12 protein-coding genes are annotated in these 18,857 nt (G+C 61.9%); 8 read left to right on the top strand and 4 right to left on the bottom strand.

Going from position 1 to position 18,857, the window contains the following annotated elements; all coding sequences use genetic code 11:
- Positions 1 to 499 precede the first annotated feature (499 nt).
- The 3 genes from IEX32_RS18390 to IEX32_RS18380 all read left to right on the top strand — a co-directional run bounded on the left by IEX32_RS18390 (position 500) and on the right by IEX32_RS18380 (position 6,360).
- On the top strand, positions 500 to 2,692 hold the full coding sequence (locus IEX32_RS18390) for an ATP-binding response regulator (protein ID WP_188773001.1): 2,193 nt from the start codon (positions 500 to 502) through the stop codon (positions 2,690 to 2,692).
- Positions 2,689 to 4,848, top strand: a complete 2,160-nt coding sequence (locus IEX32_RS18385) for an EAL domain-containing response regulator (protein WP_229736485.1) — start codon at positions 2,689 to 2,691, stop codon at positions 4,846 to 4,848. The genes IEX32_RS18390 and IEX32_RS18385 overlap by 4 nt, the downstream gene beginning before the upstream one ends.
- Positions 4,849 to 5,103: 255 nt before the next feature.
- A complete protein-coding gene (locus tag IEX32_RS18380; protein WP_188773000.1) occupies positions 5,104 to 6,360 on the top strand; it encodes an alkyl sulfatase dimerization domain-containing protein in 1,257 nt (418 codons plus the stop codon).
- 7 nt (positions 6,361 to 6,367) lie between these two features.
- Here the strand turns inward: IEX32_RS18380 and IEX32_RS18375 are convergent, their stop codons facing one another.
- From IEX32_RS18375 to IEX32_RS18360, 4 genes are all read right to left on the bottom strand, one after another.
- The gene (locus IEX32_RS18375; RefSeq protein WP_188772999.1) at positions 6,368 to 7,309 is read right to left on the bottom strand and encodes a helix-turn-helix transcriptional regulator; all 942 of its coding nucleotides are present in this window, start codon (positions 7,307 to 7,309) and stop codon (positions 6,368 to 6,370) included.
- A 209-nt stretch (positions 7,310 to 7,518) separates the two neighbouring features.
- Entirely contained in the window at positions 7,519 to 8,358 is an 840-nt protein-coding gene (locus IEX32_RS18370) for an NAD(P)-dependent oxidoreductase (protein ID WP_229736484.1), read from the bottom strand.
- Positions 8,359 to 8,402: 44 nt separating this feature from the next.
- Positions 8,403 to 9,194, bottom strand: a complete 792-nt coding sequence (locus tag IEX32_RS18365) for an SDR family NAD(P)-dependent oxidoreductase (RefSeq protein WP_188772998.1) — start codon at positions 9,192 to 9,194, stop codon at positions 8,403 to 8,405.
- A gap of 10 nt (positions 9,195 to 9,204) precedes the next feature.
- Positions 9,205 to 10,347 (bottom strand): sulfotransferase family protein, encoded by a 1,143-nt coding sequence (locus IEX32_RS18360; protein WP_188772997.1) that lies wholly within the window; start codon positions 10,345 to 10,347, stop codon positions 9,205 to 9,207.
- Positions 10,348 to 10,803: 456 nt separating this feature from the next.
- Between IEX32_RS18360 and IEX32_RS18355 the strand changes: the two genes are divergently transcribed.
- The 5 genes from IEX32_RS18355 to IEX32_RS18335 form a co-directional block, all read left to right on the top strand.
- A complete protein-coding gene (locus IEX32_RS18355; protein ID WP_188772996.1) occupies positions 10,804 to 12,096 on the top strand; it encodes an MFS transporter in 1,293 nt (430 codons plus the stop codon).
- Between the two features lie 81 nt (positions 12,097 to 12,177).
- Entirely contained in the window at positions 12,178 to 13,068 is an 891-nt protein-coding gene (locus IEX32_RS18350) for an AraC family transcriptional regulator (RefSeq protein WP_188772995.1), read from the top strand.
- Positions 13,069 to 13,491: 423 nt separating this feature from the next.
- Positions 13,492 to 16,350 carry a TonB-dependent receptor plug domain-containing protein gene (locus tag IEX32_RS18345; RefSeq protein WP_188772994.1) on the top strand — a complete coding sequence of 953 codons (2,859 nt, stop codon included), beginning with the start codon at positions 13,492 to 13,494 and terminating at the stop codon, positions 16,348 to 16,350.
- Positions 16,351 to 16,653: 303 nt separating this feature from the next.
- On the top strand, positions 16,654 to 18,132 hold the full coding sequence (locus IEX32_RS18340) for a glycosyl hydrolase family 79 N-terminal domain-containing protein (RefSeq protein WP_229736483.1): 1,479 nt from the start codon (positions 16,654 to 16,656) through the stop codon (positions 18,130 to 18,132).
- A 149-nt stretch (positions 18,133 to 18,281) separates the two neighbouring features.
- Positions 18,282 to 18,857: hypothetical protein (locus tag IEX32_RS18335; protein ID WP_188772992.1), on the top strand; the 576-nt coding region annotated here is incomplete at its 3' end.

The following is an 18,857-nucleotide window of genomic DNA, read 5'->3' as shown; positions in this document are numbered from 1 at the left end:
AGCCAACCACCATCAGTCTGCGCCGCAAACGCGCCGGATGGAATCTCGATTATCTCGCCTCAATCCTCGATACCAAAATCCGTTAACTTGGATTCGGAGCCCTGCGCCTGACCCGCCGGTCGTCCCAAGGGAGCCCAAAGGCTCGATCAGGTCCCCAGTCGCCCCAAGGCAGGCGCGCACCGATGCACGCGGATGTCGATTTAGCACCGGCTTGAGCGCGGCCGATGACAGTCGGGGTGCTGCTGCCCCGCCGCTAATTTACAGGCGAATGACTGGTTCCCGGCAAGAGCGGACGTTCAGGCGCCGTCGGCGGAACGACCGGGCTTGGTCGCAACCAGACAAATAGTCAGACATATTTATCGCATGTTAACGCGGTCACGCGTAGTACCCTGAATTCACGACCAATTTTGTTTAATAGCCCATGTGCTATTGCGGGGAGACACGAGAATGCCCGCCATTCTCCAATAACCTGGGCAGGCCGGGGGTCGCAGAGGATAGAATGGCGCAGGATGCTGGTAAATTGCGACGCGGCGAGACCGAACGACTGATATCGCCGCAGAACCTGAAGGTCGAAATCGCCGCCTTCATCCTGATCCTGATAACGTTTGTCGCGATCCCGTTTCAGGACCGGTTTACCGGCGATTCCCTGGTCATCACGCGAAACTCGTCATCGCGCATTCCTTACAGCTACGCCAGCGACGACGAGCACGGCAAGTCGACCGTGGCCAACCACAACAACGATCCGATGGATTGGGAATGTCACATCCGCAGCGACGGCCCCGGCGCCGCTTGCGGCTTCGGGTATGTTCTTGATCAGAAGGGCCTGGATTTTTCCCACTTCGACACCATCGTGCTGGATTTTGATTACGATCCGAAAGGCACGAAGGGCGACTTGGCCTTCAGTCTGTCAGACATGGTCGATACCGGAAAAGGCGATCCGGCAAGTGTGCCGAACAGTATCGCCATAGCCGCCATACCAGGACACAACGTCGTCCGGATCAAGACCAAGGACCTGGGCATCGATCAATGGTGGCTTTCCTCTCATCCAGAGATGCAGGGGCGCCACCAATCCGATTTCCGCCACGTCAACTCAGTCCAGTTCCATGTCAGCGAATCGTCTCCGTCTGCGGACATCCGGTTCAAGATCAACGCGATAGAGTTCAAAGGCCGCTATATCAGCGCCACGAACTGGTACATGATGCTGACCGGATTCTGGGTGTTCGCGATCGGCGCTCTGCTCGTCTATCGCCTGCGCAGCAGCCGGCGGGAATTTGAAGCGCGCAAGCTCCGCCTGGCCGAGGAAAACCGGGTCATTGCCGAGGCGCGCGCGGCAGCGGAGGCGGCCAGTGCGGCCAAATCGCAGTTTCTTGCCAATATGAGCCACGAACTGCGCACGCCGCTCAACGCCATCATCGGCTATGCCCAGCTCATCGCCAGTGACAGCGACAGCGAAGGGGACCGCGCCTCAGCCGTGACCATTCTGGAAAGCGGCAGGCACCTGCTGGAAGTGATCGGCGATATTCTCGACATCGCCAAGATCGAGGCCGGCAAACTTGAAGTCGCCCCCTCGTGCCTCGATCTGCCGCAGTTCCTGCAAAGCGTCGCCCGCATCATGCGCCTGCGGGCCGAAGCCAAGGGGCTGACCCTCGACCTGAATCTCGCGCCCGACTTGCCACGGCATATCGAAGCGGACGGCAAACGCCTGCGACAGATCCTGTTCAACCTTCTCGGCAACGCGATCAAGTTCACCGAACAGGGCACAGTGGGAATGACGGCCGATATCACCGGCAGTGGTGCCGGACGGCACCTGCGGTTTGTCGTTTCCGATACCGGCGCCGGCATTCCCGAGGACAAGCTGGACGCGATATTCGAACCGTTTGAGCAAGTCGGCACCGCGATCGATCGCAGCGGCGGAACCGGCCTGGGCCTTAGCATCACCCGCCGCATTGTGAGCACCTTGGGCGGCTCCATCGGCGCGTCCAGCGTAATTGGCGAAGGTAGCCATTTCACGGTGGAGGTTCCGCTCATCGAAGTAACGCCCGGCATTGCGGACGACCCCGTGCTCGAAGCGTTGAGCGGTGCTCGCGTACTCGTTGCCATGCCCGCCGAGGCGGTCCGCGACCGTGTGCGGCGTGTGCTGGAAGCCTATGGCGCGGAAGTCGAATCGGCGGCGGATGGGATCGAAACCATCTCCACGGCCGCCAGAACGCGCCCTCTTGCCGTCGTCGCTACTTGCGACATGCCGCTGCTCTCCGGCGCGGCTCTGGTCGCCCGGCTGCGCGAAGGCAGGGACGGGGCATCGGATCCCCAGATCGTTATGCTGGCTGGCAACATATCCAGTGAAACGCGCGCATCGCTGGTGGTCACCGGCGCCGCGCAGGTCCTGTCGATGGCCACCGGCGGAGCGGACATCGCGAAAGCCGTGGCACAGACGCTGGCCAACAAGCCGGCCTGTGCAGAAGCCGACGCGCCCCTTATCCTTCCCCCGCGCAATCGGATCGAGCAGTTGCTGGACCTTGCCCGCGAAGGCAACCTGCGAGCAATCAGCCGGAGCATTCCCGACCTCATGGCACTGGGGCCGCAATACCGCCCATTCGGCGATCGGGTCGCGTCGCTTGCGGCATCCTATCAATCGAAGACGTTGCTTCAGATGCTTGAAGCCAGCGCTGAAGAAGCTGGAGCATATCCGTGAGTGCGATTGCCTCCATAAACACGATTCCGCGCGTTCTGATCGTGGATGACAACCCGAACAACCTCGGGCTGATCGTCGATCATCTGGAAGGGCACGGCTACGAAGTGCTGGTGGCGCTCGGTGGCGAGGAAGCGCTGGAGCGCATGCCGTTCGCCAAGCCGGACCTAATTCTGCTGGACGTCATGATGCCCGGCATTGATGGCTTCGAAACCTGCCGACGGCTGAAAGCCGACGCGGAAACGCGCGATATACCCGTCATCTTCATGACGGCCCTGTCCGACCTCGACAGCAAGGTTTCCGCCTTCGCCGCCGGCGGCGTGGACTACGTGTCCAAGCCGTTCCAGCGCGAAGAGCTTCTCGCCCGGATTGCCAGTCATGTCGTGCTCTACCGCTCCCAGCGCGCCTTATCCATGCAGGAGGCACGCCTGCGCGCGGAAGTGGCCACGCGCCGGGCCGCCGAAATCGCCTTGCGCGAATCCGAAGTCCGCTATCGCCGCCTTTTCGAGACGGCTGCGGACGGGATCATGGTTTTTGACCTGGACTCCGGGCGGGTCGTCGATGCCAATCTGGTCTGCTGCCAGATGCTCGAAATCGAGCGCGAAGGCCTGGGCGCCATGTCGCTGGCCGACATTCCGTTGCTGCACGAACAAAATGACGGCAGCGAGGTTCTCGCCACGCTCTGCCGCGACGGGCAGGCTCGCTGGGAGGAATGGAGCTGGCGCCGTCCGGATGGCTCGACGCTGAGCGTGGAAGTAAACGGCAGCAGCTATCTCGCCGGCGAAAGCCTGCTGGGACAGTGCATCCTGCGCGATGTGACACCTCGTAAGCAGGCCGAGGCGAAGATCCGCTACATGGCGCTTCACGACACCCTCACCGGCCTGCCCAACCGCACAATGATGATGGACCGGCTGAACCATCAGATCACCGAGGCGCGCCGCGATGACCGCAAGGTGGCGCTGCTGCTGCTCGACCTCGACAACTTCAAGACGATCAACGACAGCCTGGGCCATTTCGTCGGCGATGCCCTGCTGGAGGAAGTCGCCACGCGGCTGCGCTCGGTGCTGCGCGAAAACGACGTCGCGGCGCGGCTTGGCGGTGACGAATTCGTCATTTCCGCCGGCGGCCTGCATGGCGAGGAAGAGGCCGAACATATAGCCCAGCGCGTGCTCGAAGCGCTGAAACCGGCGTTCCTGATCGAAGGGCGCAGTCTCAACGCCACCAGCAGTATCGGCATCAGCATGTATCCGCAGGATGGCAAGGAAGCCCATATGCTGCTGCAGGCCGCCGATACCGCGATGTACAAGGCAAAGAAGAGTGGCCGCTGCCAGTATCGGCTGTTCAGCCAGGACCTTTCGATCGAAGCGGACCGCTGGCACAGCCTATCCAATGATCTGCACGGCGCCTGCGACCGTGGTGAATTCGTGCTGTACTATCAGCCGCAGGTCGCGATCGGCACGTCAAAGGTGGTCGGTACCGAGGCGCTGCTACGCTGGAACCATCCCAAGCTGGGCATCGTCGAACCCTCTCTGTTCATCCCTCTGCTGGAAGAGAACGGCCGGATGATCGAAGTCGGCCGCTGGGTCCTGACCGAAGCGTGCCACCAGAATGCCGAATGGCAAGCCAGGGGCATCACCGGCGTGCGCGTGGCGGTGAACATTTCGGCGCAGCAGTTCTATCGCGGCGACATCGTCAGTTCGGTGCGAACGGCCCTGGAGGACACCGGGCTGGAAGCGCGGTGGCTCGAACTGGAACTGACCGAGAGCCTGACTCTGGAGGATTCCGAAGCCACGCATCGGATCATGGGCGAACTGAAAGCCCTCGGCGTGAAACTTTCGCTCGACGATTTCGGAACCGGGTGGTCTTCGCTCGGATACCTGCGGCACTTCCCGCTGGACGGGATCAAGATCGACCGGTCTTTCGTGCGCGACATGCTGGAGGATCAGAACACCGCCGCGATCGTGCAAAGTGTGCTGGACCTGGCCCGTCAGCTCAATCTGGAGTGCATCGCCGAAGGGGTGGAAACCGAGGAACAGCTCGCCCACCTGCGCGACAGCCATTGCCAGGTCATGCAGGGCTATTTGTGCCGCGCGGCCATGCCGCCCGAGGAAGCCGCAGCTTTCCTCAATGAATATTTCGCGCAGAACCAGGCCGCTTAAATGTGGGCCGACCGGAAACCGGCCAGGGCCAACTAGAGCCAGATCGACCGCCGATCCACGATCCGCTGAAATCCAGCCGCGAACGAGGACGCCCGACTTCCGCCATTGGCAGTGGGCCACTCAGAATGTGGTAGATTGGACGGATTGTCGGCAGGAGGCCGTGAAACCGCGTTCTTTGACGGCCACGCTGGGATGAGAGTTGCTATGCGACCCGGATTGCCGGATCGTCCTCTCAAATAGCTGGGAGTGCGATTTTTGGATGATACGAACGCATCGGCCGGTAAGCTGAGAGTCGCCTCGCTGGTACAATCCGGCGACGCTCAGGATCATGCAATCGAGCGCTCCCCGGGGGTATGGGAGAGCCGCGGCGTCGGTAACTCGTACCTTCTAACCACGGCGGACGGCGATGTGCTTGTGAATGCCGGCACCTTGGCCGATGCGCGCAAGGGGCGCGCACGGTTTGCCGCGGTATCGACCAACCCCGTGCGGTTCACCGTGCTGACCCAAAGCCACGCGAACCAATACGGTGGTCTGGAGGTCTACAAGACGCCGGACAACACCGTCATCGCGCATCGAATCTACCCTCAGGATCGCGCTTACTCGGAAGCACTTTCTGCGCACTACCGGCGTGGATCACGGCGCATATTCGGCGGGATCACAGGCCGTACCGAGGACATGATACCCACGGAGGAAGTGGCGCCCGATCTGCTGATGGGGGACGAAGGCCATTGCTTCGCATTGGGCGGCCGCCGCTTTGAACTGATTTGGACGCCGGGCGGCGAAACGCGTTCGGCTTTGATCGTTTGGCTTCCCGACGAGGGAATCGCGATAGTCGGCAATTTGCTCGGCCCCTTGTTTGGCAACTATCCTAACCTCAACACTTTGCGCGGCGACAAACCACGTTCCGCCCTCGAGTTCATTAGATCGGTGACGAAGCTCAGGGCACTGAAGCCGCGCCTCGTACTTACCGGGCACGAGGCGATCCCTGGCGAGGAGTATATCGAGGGAGAACTCACCCGCACGATCGATGCCGTCCAATGGGTACTCGACCGCACGATCGAGGGTATGAACGCAGGGATCGATCTCCCTACTCTGATGCGCGACATCCAGCCGCCGCCCGAGCTGAGGCTGACTGAGGAATATGGCAAGCTCGCTTGGAACGTGCGGGCGATCTGGCACGAATACACCGGCTGGTTCGACCCGTCGCGCGGCACGACAGAGCTCTACGGGGTGCCGGTCTCGAGTGTAGGGCCTGCGCTCGCTGAGCTTGCCGGGGGAGTGGAGCGCTTGATCGAACGGGCAGATCATTTTGTTCGCCAGGGAAGGCCGCTCGAGGCCTTGCATATGCTAGAATTCGCTCTTGCGGCGGAGGCTGATTCCAGCGCCGCTCGCACCGTGAAGAGAGAGGCGCTGATGAAACTGGATAGCCTGGCGACGTCAAACAACCTGTGGGAGCGGCGCTGGATTGCCGCCGAACTTCGGGGGCTTCAGCCGGACGAGAGCACTGCGTGAGCAGGGGTCACTTGCGAGGCGGACCTTCCTTGACGGCGCGCAGCACACGTTTTCGGTACTCGTGAGGGGTCACCCCTGTGGCGCGCCGAAACGAGTAAGTGAATGTGGATTGCGAGGAGAAGCCGGTAGAAAGAGCGACGGACTTGATACTTTCGTCGGTTGCGAGACGTCGCTTGGCAGCGTCAATGCGCTGTTGTGCCAAATAATCGCCGATCGAACATCCTCGACTTGTGCGAAATCCCCTGGTCAGGTGGCGGACCGAAACACCGCAGTCGAGCGCGAGTTCTGATAGAGTTGGCCACTTACCCGGCCTGGCAAGCCGCTCGTCGATGATGCGCAGTCGCCAAGCCGCTAGTCCGCCGTGTTCGGTCGGCTCGTCCATGGCGATTAAGTTGCGTGCGAGCTCGATTGACATCATCTGAGTGATGGACTGGCAGAGCTCCCGGGTTCCTACGTCTGGATGGCGCATTTCATGAGCCAGATTTAATAGCAGCGAACGAACGGTGGCGTTGGAAACATTCAGGCAAGCTTCGAGCCGACGATCAGTCCACTCGAACTGAGCCGGCAACCATCGATCGACTAGATCTGCTTCAAGTGCACAGATAAGCGAGATGTGTTTGCCGCCCTCACTCTTTAGATGTAACTTGAACTTGGGCGGCAGTGCAATGATCGAGCCCATGTTGCTGAAGCGGTGCGGCCCCCACAAGTTGACATACCGGGCACGGGCGTTCGGACGTCGCGGGATGAGGCAAAGATCAACCCAGTATTGATCCGGACGCAGGAACATGTGCTCGTCCGGGCGCTCATGGTCTAGCTGGACCAGCCATACGTGCGCACCGCTAAGCTGCAGTTCTGCCTCCACCTTTACCGTTGCGGATCTTTCCCCGCTTGGCAGTTCGGTTTTGGCACCGAAACTAGCAAGTCTCGCAAGCGTTTCTTCTGACGACATACTCGTCCCTCCGAATTGCAAGTGAGCCGTGACCGCGAGTAGGCTCAATGCGCCTCGTTAAAGTGCCTGATCAAGCCGGGGGAGCCAACAACAGGCGACGCGCTCACAAGCGCGAGGAAGCACTCATGAAGCGTAAGATCGTACGCGGGAGGTTGGCTTAACGAAAGTAAGACATCCCGCGCAGTCGAGGGTCGAGAGCGGGCCCAACTTCAGTCAGTGCCGTGAGCCGGCATCGAGGCCGCCGCTAGAAACGGATCGGCGGCATGCGCCAGCTGGGCCGCTGCCTCGTGTCGCTCGGCCAATAGTTCAGAGAGCAGCCGGAGGTCCTTGCGCAGCAACGCTCCACCATGACGAAAGTCAGCCGGGTTTTCCATCCGCGACAGGACTTCGAGCGCGAAGCTTCGACCGCTGCTCGCCAGCAACAGCTCGACCAGCTTTTCCTTGTCGATCTCCAGCAGTTTTCCTGCTTCGAGCGCGACATAGGCCAGGCCCAGATTGGCGACCAACAGCGAGTTGTTGATCAGCTTGACGTGCTGCCCGGCACCGACATCGCCCAGGCGTACGATCAGCTTCCCGAAGCTTTCGAACACCGGCATGGCCTTCGCGATGATCTGCTCGTCGCCCCCGAGCATCAGCGTCAGGGTGCCCGCCTCGGCTGCGGGCGAGCCGCCGCTGACGGGAGCATCGATCAGATGCACGCCTTGCTCGTTCGCATGACGTGCGACTTCGCGGCAGGTCTCGGGGTGAACGGTCGAGTGGATGGCGATCACGCTGCCCGGCCGCATGGCGGGCAGCAGTCGGCCGCTAACCTCGCGAACGTCGTCGTCGTTCACCACGCAGATTCCCACGTGATCCGCGCCGGCGCCGACCTCCTCGATCGTGCTGGCAAAAGTTGCCGGCGTTTCCCGATAAGGCGCCAGCGTTTCCGCTCGGCGCGCCCAAAGCGTCGTGGGAAAGCCGGCATCGATCATCCGCCGCGCGATCGGCGCGCCTTGGCTGCCCAAGCCGATGAACCCGCAGCGGATCGAGGAAACGGTGTTGGAATTCACAACATAAGCTCCTGGAATGTCGAGATCGGTGACGCCCCGATCGGTCAGAGGGATTTAACGCTCCGGCCGCCGTCCACGACCAGGATGTCGCCCGTGTGGAACTTGGATGCGTCGGAGGCAAGATAGGCGGCGGGCCCCTCGATATCGTGGGGATAGCCCGGCCGCCCGAGGGGGGTGATTGCCGCGAACCGATCGACGATCTGCTTTGCCTGATCGCTCTGGCCCGTCATCTCCGTCATGATGAAACCGGGTGCGATCATGTTGACGCGCACGCCGTACTGGCCGAGCTCGACAGCCATGCCCTTCATCATCGCGCCGAGCGCGCCCTTGGCGCCCGCGTAGTGCTCCATACCTTGCAGGCCGTGAAACATGGACAGGCTGCCACAGATCACGATCGAGCCTCCCGTGTCACCAGCCTGCGCGCGGCTGCGCATGTGGCGGGATGCCTCGCGCAGCGTGTAGAAGGCGCCGTGAAGGTTCACGTTCATCAGGTTGTGGTAGGCCTCCGTCGTCATGTCGGGAAACGAGGGCGCTCGATCCGAATACCCGGCGTTCGCAAAAAGGCAGTCAACCCGGCCCATCGCCTGAAGGGTCGACGAGAACGCGGCGATCACCGCTTGCTCGTCCGCGACGTCCACCGCTTCGTGGTGCACTTTGCCCGCTCCTGCGGCGCGCAACTGCTCCAGCGCTTCCTCGTTGCGGTCGGCCCTGCGGCCCCACACGACCACATCGGCCCCTTGCTTGGCGCAGCCCATGAGAAACCCCAGGCCGATGCCGCTGTTCGCGCCTGCTGCGAGCACTACGCGTCCGGTCAGATCGAATAGGTCCTGTGCCATGATCCGCTCCTCAGCCAGCCACCGGGTGTTCGCGCAAGTAGTCGGAGAAGTAGGGCGCGATGTCTTCCTTCGTGAAACCCCACTCCTCCAGAGAGTAGCTGTGCTTGCCGTGCTTGTTCTGTGGGTTGTCGCGCAGCCAGGCCTGCATTCCCGCCTCGACGTCCTCGTTCCACTCGTCGCGGAGCCAAGCATAGATGTTCTTCAGGACGGCGAGCGGGTCGGCCATCATGTCGTTGTAGTAGACATGATGGATATCGGCGGGGCGCTCCTTCGAAACCTCGAGCGGACGCGCCAGATGCAGGGCAAGCTGCAGCGGGAAGTACTGCCGCATGTAGTCGGCATTGGCATCGACCTCGCTGAAGGGCCGGCTGGCTCCGCGCATCTTCATCGACGAGGCGAAGGCGGCATAGGGATCCCGGTGGGTCCAGATCACGCGCGCGTCGGGGAAGGTCTTGAAGAGCTGACGGATGAACAGGGAATCCGACGGCATCTTGAGGACCCAACGCCCCGGATTGGTCGTCTGCAGGATCTGCAGGACGCGCTTGCGATGCTCGAACGCGGATTCCATGTCCGTGAACATCAGCCAGTCGTGGTATGTGGGCGTCGTATTGGTCACTGCGAGCATCAGTGAACGGAAGTCCTGCGCGACCAGGTGAACACATTCGGTGGGACCGTCTCCAGGCTCGAAGTGCGCGGCAGCAACGCTACCGGCTCGTTCCAGGATCATCGCGTCCTTGGCGACTTCGGCGAGGCAGCGCGGATCGCTGCGTAATGCGCCTGTCTGAGCAGGCGGCACCACGTTGTAGGCCTCCCACCGCAGCATCGACCGGTTCGCTGGATCGGTGTCCATCAGGTAGCTGAGCATGGTGGTGCCGGTTCTGGGCATGCCGAGGATGAACACCGGCCGTTCAATCGGTGATTGCGAGACTTCCGGATTGTTCCGATGGAACTCGTCGACCTGCATTCGGGCTGCCAGGCAATCGACGTAGCGGCCGCGTATCGATTGCCAGCCTCGCTCGGTCAGGCGATCCTCGCGTGCGTGGTCCTTGAGCAGGATCTCCAGACCCTCTCGCCAGGTATCCAGGTCCGGGAGGGGTAGGCCGCCGGTCTTTTCACGAGCGCCTTCGATGATGTCGTTGATGGTCAAGGTCATGAGGTGTCCAGTTGTGGAGTCATAAACCAGACGTAGACCACCCTCGCCCGGACGGCGGCAAGTAGCAGGCACATGTCCAGGGGGACATTATTTGGATGGCCGGACTCAATTGGTGTATTGGTGAACCGCCGTAATCGACAGACAATCAGCTTCGGCACGCGGCGTTGCAGCCCGAAGATCTCATCCGCTACCGCTTTACCGCCGCTCTGAATTCCGCGAGAGCCTTGGCCGACGGGTCGGCCCGGGCTGAGACTCCACTGCAGCAGCCCCCTAGGCTGATAGTCCGATAGGGCGAGGGCTGTCGAACGAAGGCCCCATACACCATCGAGCTGCCCGCCACCTGGCACTAAGAGTCCGTTTCCGCACAAGATGGCAAATGATCGATAGCGATCAGTGAGTGCTGGGCGGTCTATCTCAGTCATCCCGGAAAAACGGTCTCGCGAAACACAAGCGTGCATGTTTTCCGATGTCCGATTGAGAGGTTCTCCGGTGGAGCAAAGCGTAAGGAACGAGTGGAAAGCCAATTGGTCGTTGGTGCTCGCCGCATCATTGGGGTTCTCGTTCTTCACCATCATGATCGCTTCATCCGGGCTCTTCTTTGAGCCCTTGCAAGCCGAGTTTGGCTGGAGTCGCACGTTGCTGTCCTCCGGCCCCTCCATTGCGAGCATCCTGACGGCCGTGCTTGGCCCCTTCGCGGGTGCCTTGATTGATCGATATGGCTCCCGCCGAGTCGTCCTGCCAGGATTGGTACTGACGATCGGTTCTGTCATGTCATTCGCGCTGACGTCAGGGGCCGAGCTCCAATGGGTCGGGCTGTGGGTGATTTTCGGGATTGTAGCGGTCAGCATCAAGTCGACCGCCTGGACTGCGGCGGTGCTCGGTGTTTTTGATCGCTCGCGTGGGTTGGCGTTGGGCCTCACGCTGTCCGGCACTGCCGTCGCCCAGATCATCGTGCCGCCGCTGGCAAATTGGCTGATCATGGTGGTTGGCTGGAGAGAGGCATTCGTTTGGTTGGCACTGGGATGGGGCGGCCTCACCTTCGTGGTGTGCGCCTTTTTCCTTTTTGACGCTCACGACAGGCATCGAGCTCCTGGTCAACAAGCCAACAATAGGCCCGTAGATAACATTCTCTCCGGCTTAACGACCAGAGAAGCGCTTCGAGACTCTGCACTCTGGCGTCTGGCAATTTCCAATTTCGTAGTGATGCTGCTTACGATGGGGCTGACGATCCACATGTTTCCGATCCTGACGGAGGCGGGGATCTCACGCTCGAGCGCCGCATGGCTGACAAGCCTTTCAGGCGTCGCGGCGATCTGCGGTAAGCTGATTACAGGGTTTCTGCTCGATCGCTTCAAGCCCAACTGGACGGGAGGGATTACCCTGGGCGCGGCGGCCCTAGCGTTCCTTCTGCTCGATCAGGGGCGAAGCTCCCCCACCCTTATTGTCATTGCCATGCTGGTGAACGGTTACGCGGCGGGCACGAAAACCCAGATCACAGGCCAACTTACCGCCGCATACGGGGGGATGAAAAACTTCGGGAAAATCTACAGCGTGATGGCTGCGCTGATGGCTCTGGCAGCAGGCCTGGGGCCAACGGTTGCAGGCGCAATATACGATTATGCCGGGAGCTACGGGCCGTTCCTCGCCATTGGCGTGATCGGGTGTGTCCTTGGGGGAGGCCTCATGATTTCGCTTCCAGCCTACCCCGCTGGGCACGGGGCCTCGCGCCAGGCTCCGTCAAAAGGCTGATCGGGGAGAACGGAGATGCACGTGGATCCGCAGATAGGAAGAAGTAGGAGCGCTGAAGCTACCCGCTCGCATACTCCAGCGATGGTTATCGATGCCGAGCTCGAGTTGCCCGCTGCCTTCATCATGATCGCGCGTCTCAATCATGATGGCCCAGATCGAAACTTTTTCCGCCGCGACCGGGTGTATTGGCTGGATCTCTGTCTAACGCCGAGACGCCCTGAAGCCAAAGCGCGATACTGCGACTTCTGGGCGCCTACCCGCTTCGTTGAGCTGGGCTCGATGATCGCGCTTCCACCGCGCAAGCGGCTGGAACTTCAGAGTGCCGGCGGGCGGCACGCATCATTACTCTGCCAAATCAAGGAAGAGGTGATCGATAAATGGCTTCCGGAGACATTTACCTGGACCGAGCGTCGCCTGGAGATCTGCCTGAACATATCCAATAAGACCATCCAGTCTATGTTGCTAAAGCTCAACCATGAGCTTCGAAATCCCACGATCGGCAGCGAGAGGCTATGCGAGGCGGTGGTGTCGCAGTTGGCGATCGAGATTGCCCGGTTGTTCGTCGCCACGAGCGATGCCGATGCAAAGGGCGGGCTCGCATCTTGGCGCCAAAGACTCATCGATGAACGACTAGCGAAGCCAGGAGAAGCGTTCCCAACGGTGGCTGAACTTGCTCACTTGTGCAAGATATCACCACGGCAGCTCAGCCGGGCGTTCAGATCGAGCCGCGGGTGCTCGATCAGTGAACATCTGGCCCAGAGCCGCATCCAGGCCGCACAGCGACGACTGGCCTCCAGCGACAACATCCGGGAAATCGCCGAAAGTCTAGGCTTTGCTTCCCAATCGAGTTTCACTGCCGCATTCCACCGAGCGATGGGGACGACCCCGGGTTTGTATCGCAGCCGATTGGCTGCAGCTAATGGCGTCGGTGTAACGCAGGCCGCGACCCGCACTGAAATGAAGCCGAATTGACGCCGCCGCTGTAGACCCGATGGCGCCGGGGAGTACGGCCCGTTCCTTTCCGGCAGCCGAATACCGGGAGGTCCCTGGCGGGAGCTGGACTCGGTATACCAGCTGCACGAGCAATATCTTGCCAATCGCGCGAGCCCGACGCCACCACCAGGCCTGGCACCGGCCGACCCGTTTCGTGTGAATGCCTGCTTGCGCTCCGGCAGGTTCGTCTGGAGGCCCGCAAATGTCGCCGATCAGGCAAATTGTTTCCTATCGGTCGCTAACAGTCGTCCGGCAGCACCGCGGCGCCCGCTCTCGCGCCGTTGTTCGTTGCGGCGGGATCGGCCAGACTACTATTGTTCCTGCAACGGATGCGATCGCCGGACGTCAGCTCAAGCGCTGCTGATCCGCGGACGTGACTTCCGGTCATGTGAGGGAGGTTTCATGCGAGTTTCGAGCAATAGAGCATTCCGCCGCGGCATCCTTGCTGGAGCCGCCTCGATCGCAATGCTCCCGACATTTGCGGCGGCCCAGGTCGCCGAACCGGTCCGCGATCCGAATGCCCCGGGCACGGGCGTGCAATCCCCCGAAGAAGCGGAGGATTCGTTTGATGCGAGCCAGCCGATTGCGGGCCGGGGCGGTGCTGCGGAGCAGGCGGGCGAGATCATCGTGACCGGCACGCTGGTACGCGGCATCGCACCGCCCGGCGCCAACGTCATCGGAGTCACCTCAGCAGATATCGAGGCCACTGGGGCGACCACCACCGCTCAACTGCTGCAGTCCATTCCTCAGCTCGGTTCGTTCAACCAGCTGCAGTTCCCCCGCTCGATCGGCACCGACGTGACCGTCAACCGGCCGAACCTGCGAAGCCTGCCCGGCTTCAACCAGTTTGGCGGATCGACGACGTTGGTTCTGATGGACGGTCATCGCCTCGTCGGGGTGGGCATCACCTCGACGGCGCCGGATCCCGATGTCATTCCCCCCGGCATCCTCGATCGCCTGGAAATCGTTCCCGACGGCGGGTCGGCGATCTATGGCTCCGACGCGGTTGCGGGCGTCATGAACTTCATTACGCGAAAGCGCTTTGACGGGGTCCAGATCAGCGGCAATTACGGGTTCGCTGATGATTACCACCAGGCAGACGTCAACGTCACGGCAGGGCGCGACTGGGGTTCCGGCTCCCTTTTCGCGTCGTACAACTATTCCGAACACGGCGATCTGTTCGGCCGTGACCGGGACTTCATCCAGTCGTTTCCGAACCCGACGACCGGGCTGCTGTCCATCCAATGCAGCCCGGGCAACGTCACCGTCGGCGGGATCACCTACGGCCTTCCTTTCACCACGCCTCCTACGCCAGCCGCAGTGGCGAACGAGTGCGACGCAAGCGACACGTCAGTGCTCATCCCGGACGAACGCCGGCATTCCGGCTATGCGGGGCTGACGCAGCGGCTTTCCGATGCGATCTCGATCGATCTGCGGGCGTTCTACACGAACCGTAGGACCTTCGCGGCCGGTACGCCGTTCAGGTCGCAGGTCACCGTCAATCAAAGTGCCGCAACCAGCTCGTTCTTCGACCCGCACCAGATCGGAAGCGAAACGAGCCAGACAGTCAACTTCGCGTTCGGCGAGAGCTTGCCGAGCGAAACCACGCTCGAGACCTGGGGCTTCACGCCAACCGTTACGGCTGAGCTGGGGGAGAACTGGCAGCTGCGCGTGCTTGGCAGCTACAGTGAGAGCGACACGCAGACCCGTCAGGGTGCCATTGACAACACCGCGCTGGGCCGGGCCGTGAATGCCGGGTTCGTCAATCCGTACGACCCGTCGGCCAGTGACCCCGGCGCCGTGGAGCTCCTCCGCAACTATCAGCTCTTTGCCAGCGCTCGGCAGCGGCTCGAGGACGTTCGCGCGGTGCTCGACGGCACCCTCCTCGATCTGCCTGGCGGCGGCGTGAAGCTGGCGGTCGGGGCAGAATACTACTCGGAGAGCTTCCGCCCGCAAACCGGGAACAACATCATACCGGGCACCGAGAATACCGGGACAGAACCCATCTTCTACAATGGCGTCCAGATCTATAATCCGATCAGCCGGCTACCGACGCTGAACCTCACCCGCGACGTGAAGGCCGTGTTCGGCGAGATCGTCGTTCCGATCTTCGGGGCCGACAATGCGAGCTCCTTCTTCCAGGAGCTCACGATCTCGGCAGCCGGCCGATACGATTACTACAGCGACGTCGGCGGCACCTTCAATCCGAAGTTCGGCCTCACCTGGAAACCCGTCGATTGGTTCAAGCTGCGCGGCTCTTGGGGCAAGTCGTTCAACGCGCCCAGCCTGGCCGACAATGCCGCGGCCACCGCGACCACCCTGTTCATCCTGCCGTCGTTTGCTGCACCGTTCCCTCCCGCCGGTGCCGGCTATCCGACGCCCCAGCCGGGGCAGTTCGTCTTTGCAGTTCGCGGAAACTCGCCGGGCATTCGCCCGCAAACGGCGACGACCTGGACCCTCGGCATGGACGTCCAGCCACCTGTGCTCCCGGGTTTTAACTTGGGTCTGACCTATTACAACATCGAGCTGCGCAATGGGATTGGCCTGCCGGCAAACGGCAACCCCAATCAGGCTTATCTCTCGTTTCCATCGGTCATCACGCTGAACCCGAGCCAGGAATTTCTACAGGATCAGATTGATCAAGCGCAGATATTCCCCTTGGGGAACCTGTGCGGTACGCCGCCTACCTGCAGTGTCTATTCGTTCATCGACTTCCGGAAGAACAACTTCGGCACATTCCGTACCAGCGGGCTCGACATCAATGTCGCCTATCATCGGGATACTGGCTTCGGTTCGATCAACTTCGGCGTGAACACCAACTACATCCTGACTCAGAAGCAAAGCCCCGGACCAGGTCTGCCATTCCAGGATCAGCTTCCGGCCAACTTCAATGGCCGCCTCAAGATGAAGGCGACCGCTGGCGTCGAAGTTGGCGGACTGCTGTCGCAGGTGACTCTCAATCATACCAGTGGATACGATCTGAATCCTCCGCTGGGGTTCGCGGGCACGACGCCGAGCGGGCAGACTTTCACCGCACAAGATCGCGTCGACGCGTTCAATGTGGTAAACCTGTTCTTCAGGTACGATTTCCGCGGCCAGGACCTGCTGAAGGATCTGCAACTCACGCTGAACATCGATAATGTCTTCAACCAGGATCCCCCCGAGTATCGCGGTGTTCAGCTCGGCGGGTTCGCCGGCATTGCGCCGGCCGTGAATACGCTCGGACGCTTGGTCCAGTTCGGGATTTCGAAGAAATTCTGACGAGCGATGAGGCGGGGGTGCCAGCGCCTCACCGATGCATCTTCGTTTCTCGAGGCTGACGGCCTGCCGATGGGCCGTCGTGCCTCGCGCCTCGGACGACACTCGGCAGACATATTCTGAGGAAGGCTGAAAATGAAAACGTCTCCGATCAAGGTTTTCGGAACTGTGGTCGCTCCAGCAGCGTGCTGCGCCACCCTGTTGTCGGCCTGCGCACCGGCAAGCTTAACCGCGGTTGATCGATCGGCCGGTCAGCCAAGCCCGATCACGGCGGTAGCGCCTGCCACCCTCCGAGCGATTGGGCAGGTGGACGAACGGTACCAGTCGTATAACGTCGAATCCGTCGAGGTGACCGGCGGAAACTTCTGGGCGCCCTATCCGAAGCCAGGCGAAGCGCCGCGCGCTGCCGCTGCGGGCCCGCATGGAGTGGAGTTCGCGACCGACGCCTACCAGAAGCGGGAGCCGCTGGATCTCAGGAGCAACCGCCGGCTGCGAATGCTCACAAAGGCGCTTGGCCCGGCTTACATGCGGGTAAGCGGCAGTTGGGCGAACAGCATCTACTTTCAGGATGACGACCGGGTCGCGATGCCCCCGCCCCAGGGTTTCCAGGGGGTCATGACTCGCGCGCAGTGGGCCGGCGTCGTTGACTTTGCCGAAGAGGTCGATGCCAAGATTTTGACCTCCTTCGCGACAAGCGCGGGTGCCAAGAACCCGGACGGCTCGTGGAATCCCGAGGGGGCCCGGCGCCTGTTCGACTATACCGGCAAGCTCGGCGGCAAGATCGATGCGGTTGAGCTGACGAACGAGCCGAACGTGGCCCGCCCCGGCTACGCGCCCGACGTATTTGCCCGGGACATCGCCACGCTTCGGCGCCTGGTCGAAGACGTTTCGCCGACCACTCAGATCGTCGGCCCCGGATCGACGGGCGAGGCTGGCTTCAAGCTCTTCCCGGTACCAACACCCGAGCAAGCGAGCACCGTGCGCCTGTTGAGCGGAACCCCGACACCGCGCTTCGACGTGTTCTCGCATCATTTCTACGGCGCGGTTTCGCAGCGGTGCAAAGCGCTGGGTGCCGAGCGGGGCAACGAGGTGACCACCTCTCCGGCCGAGGCGCTGTCCGAGAGCTGGCTGAGCCGAGCCGACCAGGCGCAGGCACATTATCGGGCATTGCGCGACCGTTTCGCTCCCGGCGCGCCGATCTGGATCACCGAGACGGCGCAGACGGCGTGCGGCGGAGACCCCTGGTCGGCCACGTTCCTCGACACGTTCCGCTACGTCGATCAACTCGGCAGGCTGGCCAGGCAGAACGTCTCGATCATCTTCCACAACACTCTGGCAGCGAGCGACTACGCACTCATCGATGATCGTACGTGGCTGCCTCGGCCGAACTACTGGGCCGCGCTGCTGTGGCGCAGGCTCATGGGCCAAGTCGTCCTCGACGCCGGCTCCAACCGCGGCGATCTGCACGTCTATGCCCATTGTCTTCGCGGCCGAGCGGGGGGTGTCGCGCTCGTCGCGGTCAATCTGAGCCGGACGGCAGCGGCGTCCCTGCGCGTCGACAGTCCAAGCGAGCGCTACACGCTCACCTCGGATGTGCTCGAGAGTAGTTCCGTAAAGCTCAATGGCCACTCGCTTGCGCTTACTGGAGGTGACACGTTGCCGGCGCTGGATTCGGTGGATGCCGGAGCCGGAACGCTGTCGCTCTCACCGGCCAGCGTCACGTTTCTTGCGGTTCCGGACGCCGGCAATCCGGCATGCAGCACGAGGCAGAGTTTGGAGCATTGACCGTGCCAAACCCGGGAGCGAGCTCAGCTACCTGCGGGCGTAGAGGACTGACTGTTGGCTGCGGCGCGGCTTTGTAAAAGAAGCTGAAAGGTGTTTTCCTGACCGCGGCGTCGGCGCCACGCGCGGCTCCGATCAAGAAGGGATCAACAATGCTGTTGGAAGATTGTGCCGGATTGCCCAGCGGCGAAGGCCGAGCGCCCGAGCGCCGCGGCGTTTCACCTCTCGGGGTCGGCTTCGCGGCCGTGACAGCTGGGAGCCTGCTGTGTGCATCGCCTGCTGCCGGGGCGCCGGCGGCCCCAGGCGAGGCCCTGCAGCCAGCCGCTGTGACCGAGTGCAAGACCGAGCCGCCTTCCGCAATGATCGCGCGAGCCGAAATAGAGCCACGGCTGATCGTCGACGAAGATTGCGTCGATCCGTATTTCAACGCCAGCAACTTCGTGGTCACCAGCACTACCCAGCAGACCTACACCGGTGTTGGCGGACCCATCCCCTATACCGAGATCAAGGGTTACTTCCGGGCACGCGATGTGAACGCCGATCCTCTGCCGGCCGGCGTTGCCGACAGCCCGACCCTGAGGCAGCAGGATTACGTGTTGCGGATTCCCGACAGAAGGTTCTTTCGCAACCGCGCCATGCAGATACAGCATCCGGTCACTGCGAACAGCATCGTCGACAACCGGCTGGCTTTCACCAACGGCGCCATGTCCGTGAACCACGTCAACGCA

The sequence above is a fragment of the Novosphingobium endophyticum genome (assembly GCF_014640675.1).
GTDB classification, from domain to species: domain Bacteria; phylum Pseudomonadota; class Alphaproteobacteria; order Sphingomonadales; family Sphingomonadaceae; genus Novosphingobium; species Novosphingobium endophyticum.
Note: the sequence above shows the minus strand (reverse complement) of the source record. Positions and strands in the feature narration are given on the sequence as shown.

What these genes read in the sequence shown, in the direction of transcription:
- IEX32_RS18375 (WP_188772999.1), bottom strand. Translation starts at nt 7,309, where the DNA reads ATGTCGTCAGAAGAAACGCTTGCGAGACTTGCTAGTTTCGGTGCCAAA.
- IEX32_RS18350 (WP_188772995.1), top strand. Translation starts at nt 12,178, where the DNA reads ATGGTTATCGATGCCGAGCTCGAGTTGCCCGCTGCCTTCATCATGATC.
- IEX32_RS18365 (WP_188772998.1), bottom strand. Translation starts at nt 9,194, where the DNA reads ATGGCACAGGACCTATTCGATCTGACCGGACGCGTAGTGCTCGCAGCA.
- IEX32_RS18390 (WP_188773001.1), top strand. Translation starts at nt 500, where the DNA reads ATGGCGCAGGATGCTGGTAAATTGCGACGCGGCGAGACCGAACGACTG.
- IEX32_RS18345 (WP_188772994.1), top strand. Translation starts at nt 13,492, where the DNA reads ATGCGAGTTTCGAGCAATAGAGCATTCCGCCGCGGCATCCTTGCTGGA.
- IEX32_RS18355 (WP_188772996.1), top strand. Translation starts at nt 10,804, where the DNA reads ATGTTTTCCGATGTCCGATTGAGAGGTTCTCCGGTGGAGCAAAGCGTA.
- IEX32_RS18360 (WP_188772997.1), bottom strand. Translation starts at nt 10,347, where the DNA reads ATGACCTTGACCATCAACGACATCATCGAAGGCGCTCGTGAAAAGACC.